The organism is Embleya sp. NPDC056575, from assembly GCF_042793325.1.
Lineage (GTDB): Bacteria > Actinomycetota > Actinomycetes > Streptomycetales > Streptomycetaceae > Embleya.
Genome location: NZ_JBHTVA010000097.1, coordinates 23,172 through 35,886, shown reverse-complemented (window position 1 = coordinate 35,886; position 12,715 = coordinate 23,172). Strand labels below are relative to the sequence as shown.

General features: G+C 70.4%; 9 protein-coding genes. 8 read left to right on the top strand and 1 reads right to left on the bottom strand.

Annotated elements, in window-relative coordinates:
* Positions 1 to 626 precede the first annotated feature (626 nt).
* The gene (locus ACFRCG_RS43940; RefSeq protein ID WP_380042266.1) at positions 627 to 1,127 is read left to right on the top strand and encodes a hypothetical protein; all 501 of its coding nucleotides are present in this window, start codon (positions 627 to 629) and stop codon (positions 1,125 to 1,127) included.
* Between the two features lie 88 nt (positions 1,128 to 1,215).
* Here the strand turns inward: ACFRCG_RS43940 and ACFRCG_RS43935 are convergent, their stop codons facing one another.
* Entirely contained in the window at positions 1,216 to 3,603 is a 2,388-nt protein-coding gene (locus ACFRCG_RS43935) for a hypothetical protein (protein ID WP_380042265.1), read from the bottom strand.
* 343 nt (positions 3,604 to 3,946) lie between these two features.
* On the opposite strand from ACFRCG_RS43935, the gene ACFRCG_RS43930 reads away from it, so the two are divergent.
* The 7 genes from ACFRCG_RS43930 (at position 3,947) to ACFRCG_RS43900 (ending at position 12,376) form a co-directional block, all read left to right on the top strand.
* Positions 3,947 to 5,365: an ABC transporter substrate-binding protein gene (locus ACFRCG_RS43930; RefSeq protein WP_380042264.1), complete on the top strand. Its 1,419-nt coding sequence runs from the start codon at positions 3,947 to 3,949 to the stop codon at positions 5,363 to 5,365.
* A 34-nt stretch (positions 5,366 to 5,399) separates the two neighbouring features.
* Positions 5,400 to 6,359 (top strand): carbohydrate ABC transporter permease, encoded by a 960-nt coding sequence (locus ACFRCG_RS43925; RefSeq protein ID WP_380042263.1) that lies wholly within the window; start codon positions 5,400 to 5,402, stop codon positions 6,357 to 6,359.
* Entirely contained in the window at positions 6,356 to 7,240 is an 885-nt protein-coding gene (locus tag ACFRCG_RS43920) for a carbohydrate ABC transporter permease (RefSeq protein WP_380042262.1), read from the top strand. Before ACFRCG_RS43925 ends, ACFRCG_RS43920 begins: the two co-directional genes overlap by 4 nt.
* 8 nt (positions 7,241 to 7,248) lie before the next feature.
* Positions 7,249 to 8,181 (top strand): NAD-dependent epimerase/dehydratase family protein, encoded by a 933-nt coding sequence (locus ACFRCG_RS43915; RefSeq protein ID WP_380042261.1) that lies wholly within the window; start codon positions 7,249 to 7,251, stop codon positions 8,179 to 8,181.
* Positions 8,182 to 8,231: 50 nt separating this feature from the next.
* Positions 8,232 to 9,482 carry an enolase C-terminal domain-like protein gene (locus tag ACFRCG_RS43910; protein ID WP_380042260.1) on the top strand — a complete coding sequence of 417 codons (1,251 nt, stop codon included), beginning with the start codon at positions 8,232 to 8,234 and terminating at the stop codon, positions 9,480 to 9,482.
* Between the two features lie 88 nt (positions 9,483 to 9,570).
* The gene (locus ACFRCG_RS43905; RefSeq protein ID WP_380042259.1) at positions 9,571 to 10,656 is read left to right on the top strand and encodes a LacI family DNA-binding transcriptional regulator; all 1,086 of its coding nucleotides are present in this window, start codon (positions 9,571 to 9,573) and stop codon (positions 10,654 to 10,656) included.
* A gap of 106 nt (positions 10,657 to 10,762) precedes the next feature.
* Positions 10,763 to 12,376, top strand: coding sequence for an FAD-dependent oxidoreductase (locus tag ACFRCG_RS43900; protein ID WP_380042258.1), 1,614 nt, complete (start codon positions 10,763 to 10,765; stop codon positions 12,374 to 12,376).
* The last annotated feature ends 339 nt before the right edge of the window (positions 12,377 to 12,715 follow it).

Below are 12,715 nucleotides of genomic sequence, written 5' to 3'. Positions count from 1 at the left end.
TTCTGCGGAGGAGCGAAGCGGGGGAGCAGAAAAGTGGTGCCTCGCGAGCCGGCGCGAAGCGCCCAACAAGAAGCAACGCCGCGAACACGACTCCGCCCCGCCCCGGCCTCACCGTGCGACTCGGGCGCCCCGACCCGCTCGGCTCACGACTTGGCCAACCCACCCCGTTCGTCCGCCGACCGTTCGTCCGCCGACCCCGGCGTGTCGCCCCGTTCGCCCGCCGACCCTGGCGTCCTGCTCCGCTCGCGATGTGTTCCCGGCGTCTTGCCTTGCTTGCCCGTCCCCTTCGCGATGTTGCCGGCGTTCGGTCTCGCCTTGCGCCTTCTGTTGGGTGCTCCGGCTGGGCTGCTGTTCTGCCTTGGTCGGCGGGTGACTCGGGTCTTGGGCTGGTCGGCTGTCCTGCGTTGGCGCTCGGGCGGCTTGGGGGTCCGGGTCGGCTTGGTGGGGGCTGTGGGGCAACTGCCGGTGTTTCGGGGGGACTTGACGGATCACGCCAATGGGTTTGGGTGCTTGTCAGGATGGGTGTGGGTTGCTCTACTTGGTTCGCGCCCTGTGTGGAATTGGTTCGCAGTGCTTCTGCTCCTTCGTACGGTTCGGGTCCAGCCCAGAAACCCCGGGAGTCAGCCATGCCAAAGCGCGTGAAGATCGCTGCGCTCGCCAGTGCCGGTGCACTGGCTGCCGTGACCACGTTCGTCGGGTCCGCCTCTGCGGGCGGGCCCTCGACGGCCCCTTACGACTGTGTGGATGCCAGGGGTCGTGCGTTTCCCGCCAAAGTGACCTATGTCACCGGTGGCGGGCAATTGAAGGTGACCATCTCTGCTCCGCCGATTTCGGCCGGGTTCCCGGCCAACTCCATCAACACCACCGCGATCTTCAATGGCCCCAGCGGTGGCGTTGTCTACGACGGTGCCGTCAATCCGCCGTATCCGGGTGGTGCGCCCGTGTTCAACCTGGGGGCCATTCCCAAGGTCAGCGGCACCATCGGGGTCGGCCAACCGCTGGCGGACGTGATCTCGGGTCCGCCGCCCTCGCCCTCCAACTGGAGTCTGCGGGTGCTCTTCCCGGGGTGGCCCGGTTGGTACTGCGTCGCACGCGCACCGCTGAGCCCGACGCTGCTGTACAGCTGAACGGACCAGCCGAGCCGAGCGGCCGACCGGGACGGCGGCACGCGTACATCCACGCGCCGCCGTCCCACCCGTCCCCACCCGCCCGTCCCTACGCGGTCGCCTCCGGCGTCGACGTCAGGCCGTGGTAGATCCGTGGCGCGCCGTCCAGGCGTACGCCCACCCGGCCCCCCGTCACCGTCAGGGTGCGCTCCCGGCCGATGCAGTCGACCTCGCGGACCGTCGTGCCGGCCGCCTGCACCGACAGGGTCGTCTTGGTCGGCCACGGGTCCACCCACGGTTCGGGGGCGGCGAACCAGCCGGAGTCGGTGGGGTGGGCCGCGTTGAGGACGTAGCCGTCCTTTCGGCTCCACAGGATCGAGATCGGGCCGTCGGGGGAGTCGAACAGCAGGCCCTTGAGGTCCGGGTCGGCCGGGGTCAACCATCGGACGAACGTGGCCCGGTCCAGTACGCGGGCGGCGGTGGCGTAGGCCAGCATGGACGGCTTGGCGCCGAGGTCGCGGTGCATCAGGCCGTAGTGGTACTCGGAGTTCGCCGGGTCGGCCCACTGCGGCTTGCCCAGGACGCTGTCGTGCAGCTGGTACCAGTTCACGCACCGCACGCCCTCGGCCTTGGCCAGCGCGAGGGTGAGCAATACGTTCTCGGCGGCGTGCCGGTAGGTGTCGTGCCACCAGCTGTTCGGCTTGGTGCACGCGTACGCCTCGGTCAGCCACAGCTCCTTCGGGCCGTACGCGGCGATCACCTCGCGGGCCTTGCGCAGTCCGCCGAGGAAGTTCCAATACGTGCCGTTGTCGCCCATCGTCCAGTCGGCCGGCGCCGGGGCGTAGTCGGGGGTGAAGTTGCCCCGGCCCGGGTGGAAGGCGAACCCGTCGATCAGGTCCCAGCCGCCGGCGTTGCGGAAGTTCTCCGTCCAGACGTAGTCCATCCCGGCGAGTCCCGCGTTGAGCACCTTCGTCGGCGCCCCCGCCGCGGTCAGCCGGTCGCGTACCGGGTGCAGTCCGTCGCGCACGTAGGCGGCGGCCGTCTGGCCGCTCATCCACGGCTTGTTGATCTCGTTGGCGACCTCGAACCAGTCCGCGTTCGCCCCGATCGCCTTGGCGGAGTTGGTGTCCGCCCACGCGGCGATCTGGGCGGTGGTGCCGCCGAGCGGGATGCCGGCCAGTTCGATGTTGTGGGCCAGGCCGGCCGCGTCGAGGGTGGCGGGTGGCAGGCCGGGGCCGCCGTCGTAGGAGATGCGCACCCGCTTGATGCCGATGCGGTGCATCAGGTCCAGCACGGCTGGCGTGGACGGTTGGAGCAGCCACGGGTAGTTGGCGATGCCGAACATGCTGTCGGCGCCCGCCTGGTAGTCGAACGGCGGCAATACCGTGAGGTTGGTGCGGGCGAACGCCTCGTCCGGGCCCGAGGTCGCGCGCACCTCGGTGAACACGATGCCGTGTGCCGGTGCGGTGACGGTGAAGGTCCGCGTCCAGGTCGCGCCGGCGGCGACCGTGCCCGAGACCGTGCCGCTGCCCAGTACCGCTCCGTCGAAGTCCCTTGCCCACCAGGAGAGTTGTACCGCTCGGGCGGTGGTGCCGCCGTTGGCCACCTCCGCGTGCAGCGGCATCGGTACGCCGCCCTGGTCCCACAGTGAGAACGGGCGGTCGGTCCACACCTCGACGCCGAGCGGCCGGCCCGAGCCGGTGGTGCCGGCCGCCGCCGGGCGCATCGCGCCGAGTACGAGGTCGGCCTCGGTCACCGCGCCGGTGGGGGTGACGGTGCCCGGGGCGTGGATCCAGGTGGCGTTGGTCCAGGTCGGGGTGGTGCCGGCAAGGCGGAAGTAGGCGTTGGTGTCGGCCCATGTCTCCTGGTAGACCACGCCCGTGTTGGTTTCGTACGGGATGCCGCCGCCCGCGTCCCGGTTCCAGGCGGTGAGCGCGACGAAGGCCTCCGGTGCGGTGGGGGCGAGCACCGTACGGCCGAACATGAACCCGGCCGGGACGAGCGTGGTCGAGCCGCCGACCTCCCAGCGCAGATGTGCGCGGTTCGGGGTGACGTCGAGGACGGCCCGGACGGTGATGCCGTTCGCGCCGGCGGCCAACGTGTAGTCGACCCGGATCGCCGCTCGGCCGTCCGGGAGGGTGATCCGGGACGGGGTGCCGCCGGTCGTGGGTTGCAGGCCGGCGACGGTGTCCTTGGTCATGAACCTGGTCAGCCGGACGCGTTCGGTGCCGGCGCCGTCGCGGACCGAGATCTGTCCGTCGAGGCCGGCGGTCAGCGAGATGCCGGGGGCGGAGATGGTGACGGGGGTGGTCGTCGTCGCGTCGGTGGGGGCGGGTGTCGCCGCGCCGGCGATTCCGGCCGCTCCGGCCACGCCCGCCACGCCGGTCGCCACGGCGCCGGTGAGGAAGCCGCGTCGGTGCAGGCCGGGGCGGGGGGTGTGGGCGGGGTGGTCCGGTGTGGCGTCGGGTGATTCGGGGCTGTGTTGGTCGGCGGACATGGATCCCTTTCCCGAGCGACGAGGGCGGGCGGCGGAAGCACCCGGAGCGGCGGCGGGCGTGGCCGAGGCATGGCGATGGTGGCCGCGACGGCAGCCGCGACGGCCGCGACGGCAGCGGTGGTGGTAGGGACGGTCGTGGGCGATGACCCCGACCTAATGCGGATTAGAGCGAATGTGTACCCCGATCCACCGGCCGCGTCAAGACCGTCGTATGTCTGATTCGCCGGGTCGGGCAACCTGCCCGCAACCCCCTTGACACCTCCTCCTAATGCGAATTAGATACGACCCCATCGGCTCCGGAGCACACCCGGAGCGGGCATTGTCAGGACCCAGGGAGGTACCCGTGACCGAGTCAGTTCCGGTCAGTACGCTCCGGCGTCGACGTCGGCGGGTGGTGGCGGGAGGCGGAGCGCTCGCGCTGGCCCTCGTCGCCGGCACCGCCGGTTGTTCGTCCGGCTCGTCCGGATCGTCCGGCGCCGGTTCCTCCGGCAAAACCACGATCACCGTCGCGGGCATGCCGGCGACCACGTCGCCCAAGACGCGGCAACAATTCCTGGACGCCGTCGCGGCGTTCGAGAAGGCCAACCCGAAGATCAAGGTCAAGCCCACCGACACCCAGTGGGACGCGCGCACGTTCGCCGCCCGATTGGCCGGCGGCAACGCCGAGACCGTGTTGACCGTTCCGCTGACCGAGCCCCCCGGCCTGATCGCCCGCAAGCAGATCGCCGATCTCGGAGCCGAACTCGAGGCGTTGCCGCACGCGGGCGACCTGGACCCGCGCGCACTGGCCCCGGCCACCGCCGCCGACGGACGCGTCTTCGGGCTGCCGGTCACCGAGTACGCGCTCGGACTGGTGTACAACCGCGACCTGTTCACGAAGGCCGGTCTGGATCCGGACAAGCCGCCGACCACCTGGGACGAGGTTCGCACCGCCGCGAAAAAGATCTCCGACACGGGCGCCACCGGCTACACGCAGATGACCGTCAAGAACACCGGCGGCTGGATCCTGACCGCGATGACCTACGGCTTCGGCGGTTCGATGGAGAAGAAGGTCGGCGACAGGTATGTGCCGGCCCTGCTCGACGGTCCGGCGGAGAAGGCGCTCGGGCAACTGGCCGCGATGCGCTGGCAGGACGACTCGATGGGCAACAACCACCTGCGTACCCAGCAGGACGCCGAACGGGACTTCGCCGCGGGCAAGATCGGCATGATGATCAGCACGGTCAACAGCTACAACCGCTACATCACCCAATACTCCGGCAAGCCCGCCGACTTCGGCATGGCCGCGCTGCCGCAGCAGAACGGCGGCCGGTCCACGCTGCTCGGCGGCCTGATGGCCGTGGTCAGCGCCAAGGCCACGCCGGCGCAGCGGACCGCGGCGGTGAAGTGGATCGACTACTTCTACCTCAAGCCCGCCTACGACCCGGCCGCGGCCGAGGAACAGGCGGTCGCCCAGGCGGCGGACAAGCTCGCGGTCGGGCTGCCCACGCTGCCGTTCTACTCGGCGGCGGTGTCCGATCCGGTGAACGTCGCGATCGGCAGGCACGCGAACATCCCGACCGGGAACTTCGCGCCGTACGTCGCCGGCGTCGGCAAGCTCGAATATCAGGTCGAACCCCCGGTCGCCGCACAGGAGTTGTACGGCGCGCTGGACACGGCCGTACAGGCCGTGCTGACCCGCAAGGACGCCGACCCGCGGGCCGAGTTGGCCAAGGTGGCGGATCGACTCGGGCCGGTCGTCGAGAAGGCGCAGGCACCGTGAGCGGGCGCGGGCGGTGCGAAGTCGAGGGGCCGTCGTGAGTACGCCGACCATCTCCCGGCAGAGCGTCCCGGTCGTGGCGTCGGCGGCGGTTCGTCCGAGCGGGCCCGGGGCCCGGATCGCGCGGTGGCGCGGGGGCGCCCGGCATCTGGTGCCGGTGCTCTTCCTGTTGCCGACGGTGTTGGTGTTCGGCCTGTTCTCGTGGTGGCCGATCATCCGTAGCCTGCTGCTGAGCTTCCAGCAGACGAACCTGGTCGAACCGGCCACCTGGGTCGGGTTCGACAACTACCAAACCCTGCTGGACGACCCGCTGTTGGGCAAGGCGGTCGTGAACACCCTCGTGTTCACCGGCCTGGCCCTGCTGATCGGCTTCCCGCTGCCGCTGTTCCTGGCCGTGCTGATGTCCGAACTGCGGCGCGGTGCCGGCCTGATGCGGGTGCTGGTGTATCTGCCGGTGGCGGTGCCGCCGGTGGTGGCGGTGCTGATGTGGAAGTGGTTCTACGACCCGGACTCGGGCCTGTTCAACGAGATGTTGGGCAAGGTCGGCCTGGGCCCGTACCCGTGGTTGCAGTCCGCCGACACGGCGATGGCGAGCCTGGTGGTGGAGGCGACCTGGGCGGGCGCGGGCGGCGCGGTGCTGATCTACCTCGCGGCGTTGGCGAGTGTGCCGACCGAGTTGTACGAGGCCGCCGAACTCGACGGCGCCTCGGTACGACGACGGTTGTGGCACGTCACGTTGCCGCACATGCGCCCGGTGTTGCTGATCATGATGCTGCTCCAGGTGATCAACACCTTCCAGGTGTTCACCGAGCCGTTCGTGCTGACGGACGGCGGGCCCGAGGACTCCACGGTCACCGTGCTTCTCCTCATCTACCGCTACGCGTTCGTCAGCGGCGACTACGGCGCGGCGGCGGCGCTGAGCGTGAGTCTGGCCGCCGTGCTCGCGGTCCTGTCGGCGATCTATCTGCGGCTCACCCGCGCGTGGGGGACGAAATGAGTACCGGTGCCGGCGGCAGGGGCGTGATGTCCGAGGCCGAACGCCGACGGCCGATCACCCGGTTCGGACTCGGGACCACCCAACTGTTGTTGATCGCGGCCCTGATCATCGAGGGCGCCGGTCCGATCTATTGGGTGTTCAAGGGTTCGATCTCCTCGACCCAGGACTCGCTGCGGCATCCGTTGGCGCTGTGGCCCGAGGAGGCGCACTGGTCGAACATCTCGACCGCGTGGACGAGTCTGGATCTGGGCCGCTACCTGACCAACACCGTGGTGCTGGTGGGCGGTTCGTGGTTCGTGCAGTTGTTCGTCGCGGTGACCGGGGCCTATGCGCTGTCCGTGCTGCGGCCGTTCTACGGCAAGTATGTGTATGCGGCGGTGCTGGCCACGCTGTTCCTGCCGGGCACGGTGTCGATGGTCTCGCTCTACCTGACCATCCAGGACCTGCCGCTCACGGGCGGCTCGATCGCCAACACGCCGATGGCGGTGTGGCTGCCGGCGGGCGCGCACGCGTTCAACGTGCTGCTGATGAAGCAGTTCTTCGACGGCATTCCGAAGGAACTCCTCGAGGCGGCCCGCCTGGACGGCGCCGGTCCGTGGCGGATCCTGACCCGCATCGTGCTGCCGATGTCCCGGCCGATCCTGGCCGTGGTGTCGCTGCTCGCGGTGATGAACGCCTGGAAGGACTTCCTGTGGCCGATGATCGCCATCACCGACACGGAAAAGCAGCCGCTGGCGGTGGCGTTGCCGAGGCTGGCCGACACCTCGAACCAGAGCCTGCTGATCGCGGGCATGCTGATCGCGATCATCCCGCCGGTGGTGGTGTTCCTGGTCTTCCAGCGGCAGATCGTGCGCGGCATCGCGTTCACGGGGCTGAAGTGAGGACGGCAATGGGGGATTCGGTGGGTCGTGTGCTGGTCACCGGTGCGGCCGGGCGGCTCGGTGGCGCCGTGCTGGGCGAGTTGGCCGCTCGTGGGGTGGCGGTCACCGCGCTCGTGGTCGAGGAGGCACCGGGGTTGGCGGTGGATCGGGTCGTCGTCGGTGACGCCCGGGATCCGGGGGCGGTGGCCGATGCGCTCGACGGGGTCGACGCGGTGATTCACCTCGCCGCGCTGGCCTCGCCCGAGGTCGCGGCGCCGGAGGTGGTGTTCGGAACGAATACGCAGGCCACGTTCGTGGTCCTGAACGAGGCCGGGCGCGCGGGGGTGGGGCGGGCGGTGCTGGCGAGCAGTCTGTCGATCACCGGACTGCCGTTCGCCCGGTCCACGCCCCGGCCGCGACCGGCCTACCTGCCGCTCGATACGGCGTTGCCGTCGCGGATCGAGGACCCGTACGCGCTGTCCAAGCAGGTCGACGAGGCCACCGCCGCGATGATGTGTCGGCGGTACGGGATGGTCGTGGCGGCGCTGCGCTTTCCGTTCCTCGGCGACCGTGACCGACTCGCCGCGCACGCCGCGCGGTTGGCGCGGGATCCGGCGAGTGGGGCGGCGGAGGTGTGGAGCTACCTCGATCTGCGCGACGCCGCTCGGGCCTGCGTGATGGGGCTGACGGGGCGGGAAGTGGCGGGCGCGTCGGTGTTGTTCGTCGCGGCGCCGGACACGCTGTCGGCCACGCCGACGCGGGAGTTGTTGGCCGCCCACCTGCCGGATGTGCCGTGCCGGGTGGACTTTCCGGGGCATGCGGTGCCGATCGACCTGGCTCCGGCCCGGGCGGTGTTGGGCTTCACGGCGCGGTATCCCTATCCGGTCGAAGGGCGGGGTGAGGCGCGAGAAACGAGCGCTGATTCTCGTTCGAACCCCCTTGCACAGGAGCGACGCCCATGACTGACGCGCGCAGGCCGGTCCCGAATCCGGCCCCAACCCCGATGGCTCCCATGGCGGAGACCCAGGCCCCGTGGCCCGCGCGGGACTCGCTGCGGATCACCTCGGTGCGGGCCATCGTGACCGCGCCCGGTGGCGTGCCGCTCGTGGTGGTGCGGGTCGATACCTCGGAACCCGGGCTGTACGGGCTCGGCTGTGCCACCTTCACCCAGCGCTTCCACGCGGTGACCGCGGCGGTCGAGCAACATCTGGGGCCGATGGTTGTCGGTCGGCATCCGGCCGACATCGAGGACATCTTTCGACTGCTGCACTTCTCGTCCTACTGGCGCGGCGGCCCCGTCCACAACAACGCGCTGTCCGGCATCGACCAGGCGTTGTGGGACATCGCCGGCAAACGGTTGGGTGTGCCGGTGTACGAACTGCTCGGCGGTCGGGTGCGCGGCGGCGCGGCGGTGTACACCGGTGCCCGGGGCGGCGGCGTCGAGGAGTCGATCGAGCGGGCCGCGGCGTTGGCCGAACAGGGCTACCGGCACGTGCGGTTGCAGTGCGGTGGCCCGGGGCTGGGTACGTACGGCGCCGAGGGCACGCCGGGCGGTCATCCCGGCAGCCCGTACCCGGACGGGTGGGATGTCGGCCACTATCTCCGCACCACGCCGCGCCTGTTCGAGCGAGCCCGGGAGGTATTGGGCGACGAACTCGGCCTGTTGCACGACGCGCACAACCGGCTCACCCCCAAAGAGGCCGTGGGGCTGGCCCGGTCGCTGGAGCCGTACCGGCTGTTCTTCCTGGAGGACCCGCTCGCGCCGGAGCACTTCGACCGGCTGCCGGAGGTGCGCGCCGCGGCGCCGATGCCGATCGCCTCCGGCGAGTTGGTGACCTCGATGACCGACGCCACCCGCCTGGTCACCTCCTCCGGCGTCGACTATCTGCGGGTGCACGTCTCGGCCGTGGGCGGACTGACCCCGGCTCGCAAGCTGGCCACGCTGTGCGAGCTGACCGGGGTCCGCACCGCCTGGCACGGGCCGCCGGACGTGTCGCCCGTCGGCGCGGCGGTCAACCTGACGCTGGACGTGACCAGTCCCGCGTTCGGCATCCAGGAGCAACACGTATACCCCGAACGGGTGCACGAGGTCTTCCCCGGCACGCCACGCACGGTGGACGGCTATCTCGTCCCCTCGGACCGGCCCGGCTGGGGTGTCGATCTGGACGAGGTTCAGGCGGCGAAGTACCCGCCGCAGACCCACCTGCACGAGCGTTGGGCGGCCCGCGTGCGGCGCCCCGACGGTGGGTTGGAAGCTCCGTGAATCACCCACCGTTACTGGATATACTCGATTTCCATCTTGATCTGATGCGTATTAGGCGGCCGTTGCCGCCGGGCACTTGGAGGATGACATGAAGCCGAGCGGCGGGCCCGGGCGGCCGGCCGGTTCGCGGACGAACCGGCCCCGCCAAGCGGACATCGCCCGCCTGGCCGGCGTCTCGCAGCCGACGGTGTCCCTGATCCTCAGCGGCGGCTCGGCGGCGGTGGGCATCGCCGACGAGACCCGGCGCAAGGTGATGGCCGCCGCCGAGCAACTCGGCTACGTGCCCGACCCGATAGCGAAGCGACTGGCCGCGGGACAGAACAACCTGCTCGGGCTGTACACGTTCACCGCGACCTTCCCCACCGAAATGTCGCACGCCTACCACCCGTTCCTGGTCGGCATCGAGCAGGAGTCCGCGATCCAGGGATACGACCTGCTGATGTTCATCGCCTCCAGCGTGACCGGCGAACGGCCGCACGCCGAGGTGCTGAACCGGGTCCGGCTGGCCGACGGCTGCCTGTTCATGGGTCGGCATCTGCCGATCCGGGAGATGGACCGGCTCCTGGCCACCGATCTGCCGGTGGTCTACCTCGGCCGACACGACGACTTCGGCGACCGGCTGCCGTATGTCGGCGCGGACTACGTGACGGCGACGGCGGAGGTCGTGCGTCACCTGGCCGAGCTGGGCCACCGGGACATCCTGTACGTGCGCGAACTCGACGACGCGATCAGCGCCGTGGACCGCGAGGCGGGCTTTCGGCGCGGGATGGCCGAGTGCGGACTCGCGCTCGACGAGGGCGCCGTGGTCCGTACGGACGGCTCCGATCTGACCACCGATCGGCTGCGTGGCTGGTACGAGCGGGGCGTGACCGCGATCGTCACCGAGGCCACCGACACCGACGCGGCGCATCGGGCGCTGCTGGCCGCCGCCTCGGAAGCGGGATACCGCTTCCCCGACGACCTGTCCCTGGCCACCCTCGGCGCCCCCGAATACACCGAGCAGGGACCGCCGGCGCTGACCGGATTCGTAGTGCCGCGCCGGGAGATGGGCGCGGCGGCGGTGCGGTTGCTCACCGGGTTGATCGCGGGGGACGGGGACAACGACGCGCTGCCCAGGCATCAGTTGATGAGCTGTGCGCTGGAGATCGGGCGTACGGCCGCCCGGGTGCGCTGAGTCCGTCGCCGCCTCGGGTGTGCGCCGTTCGGCCGAACGGCCATGTCGGTGCGCCCTGTTCGGCGTTGCACGTGCTTATTCGATTCCGTTCACGGAGGGCTGCACCATGTCCGAAATCAATACCGAGATACTCGTCGTCGGCGGTGGACTCGGGGGAGTCGCCGCCGCGTTGGCCGCGTGCCGTGCGGGTCGCGAGGTCGTGCTCACCGAGGAGACCGACTGGATCGGCGGTCAACTCACCGCGCAGGCCGTGCCGCCGGACGAGCATCCCTGGATCGAGAGCTACGGCGCCACCGCGACCTATCGCGAACTGCGCACCGCGATCCGCGACCACTACCGGACCTGGTATCCGCTGACCGGCGCGGCGGCGCGGCGGCGCGACCTCAACCCGGGAGCCGGCTATGTGAGCAAGCTCTGCCACGAACCGCGCGTGGCCCTGGCCGTGTTGCAGGCGATGTTGGCTCCGCATCTGGCGTCCGGGCGGTTGCGCGTTCTCCTGGAGCACGTGCCCGCCGAGGTGTTCACCGAGGGCGACCGGGTGTCCGGGGTGACCCTGTGGGGCCTGCGGACCGAGGAGTCGCACACCGTCACGGCGGACTACGTCCTGGACGCCACCGAGACCGGCGAGTTGTTGCCGCTGGCGAAGGCGGAGTACGTGACGGGCGCCGAGTCCCGGGAGGAGTACGGCGAACCGAGCGCGCCCGCCGAGTACCAGCCGCTGAACATGCAGGGCATCACCTACTGCTTCGCGATCTCGCACCACGAGGGCGAGAACCACGTGATCGACCGGCCCGCCGACTACGACTTCTGGCGTTCGTATCGGCCGGACTTCTGGCCGGGGCCGCTGCTGGGCTTCCTCGCGCCGGATCCGCGCACGTTGAAGCCCGAGGCCCGGACGTTCGATCCGAGCCCGGCCGGCGATCCGCTGGCGATCACCGCCGACCAGAGCGCCAACGCGGGCAGCGACGACCTGTGGTTGTTCCGACGCATCCTGGCCAAGGGGCTGTTCGAGCCGGGCGCGATCGACTCGGACATCACGCTCGTGAACTGGCCGCTGAACGACTACTGGTTGCGGCCGATCATCGAGGTCGGCGCCGACGAGGCCGCCGCCGCGCACCGCGAGGCGAAGCAGTTGTCGTTGTCGGTGCTGTACTGGCTCCAGACCGAGGCACCGCGTCCGGACGGCGGCCGGGGGTATCCCGGACTGCGGCTGCGGCACGATGTGGTGGGCACCGCCGACGGGTTGGCCAAGTCGGCGTACGTGCGCGAGTCGCGCCGGATCCGCGCGGTGACCACGGTGACGGAGCATCACGTGTCCCGGGACATCCTGGGCGAGGACACCATCCACCACTTCCCGGACTCGGTGGGGGTGGGCGCGTACCGGATCGACCTGCATCCGTCGACCGGCGGCGACAACTACATCGACGTGGCCGGCGTGCCGTTCGAGATCCCCCTGGGCGCGCTGCTGCCGATCCGGATGCGGAATCTGCTGCCGGCGGGCAAGAACATCGGCTCGACGCACATCTCGAACGGGTGCTACCGGCTGCACCCGGTGGAGTGGAACGTGGGCGAGGTGGCCGGCCGGCTGGCGGCATACTGCCTGCGGCGGGGCGTCGAGCCGCGGTCGGTGCGCGAAGACCCGTCGCTGTTCCCCGAGTTCGCGGCCGAGTTGGACGCCGCCGGGGTGGAACGGCGGTGGCCGGCGCCGGCGGGGTATTGAGTCGCCGCCCGTGGGCCGCTGTCAGGGTGTACCGGCGGAGCGGCCCACGGCGGGGCGGATCGATTCGCCGGCGGGTTCGCCGGTTCGGAACCGGTGTTCGTCTCAGGATCCGGTGTTCTCCGGAGTCGTGTCGTGGCGCTGGAGGAGTTCGATCCAGTAGCAGGTCCATCGGTGGAGTCGGTCGATCATCGGGCCTCCTCTGAAAGTTGCGGGCAGCGTTCAGCATTGCACGGGCCGGCGGGGGAGGTTGGGTCCGGTGGTCGATACCCGAGCGACGCGTCGGCGACGATGGCGCGGTGGATGGTGGTGTGGGCGGGGGCTTTGAGGCTTCTTTGAGGT

Bases quoted from the DNA above. Each gene is read 5' to 3' on its own strand.
- ACFRCG_RS43900 (WP_380042258.1), top strand. From the start codon at position 10,763: ATGTCCGAAATCAATACCGAGATACTCGTCGTCGGCGGTGGACTCGGG.
- ACFRCG_RS43940 (WP_380042266.1), top strand. From the start codon at position 627: ATGCCAAAGCGCGTGAAGATCGCTGCGCTCGCCAGTGCCGGTGCACTG.
- ACFRCG_RS43935 (WP_380042265.1), bottom strand. From the start codon at position 3,603: ATGTCCGCCGACCAACACAGCCCCGAATCACCCGACGCCACACCGGAC.
- ACFRCG_RS43910 (WP_380042260.1), top strand. From the start codon at position 8,232: ATGGCGGAGACCCAGGCCCCGTGGCCCGCGCGGGACTCGCTGCGGATC.
- ACFRCG_RS43920 (WP_380042262.1), top strand. From the start codon at position 6,356: ATGAGTACCGGTGCCGGCGGCAGGGGCGTGATGTCCGAGGCCGAACGC.
- ACFRCG_RS43905 (WP_380042259.1), top strand. From the start codon at position 9,571: ATGAAGCCGAGCGGCGGGCCCGGGCGGCCGGCCGGTTCGCGGACGAAC.
- ACFRCG_RS43915 (WP_380042261.1), top strand. From the start codon at position 7,249: ATGGGGGATTCGGTGGGTCGTGTGCTGGTCACCGGTGCGGCCGGGCGG.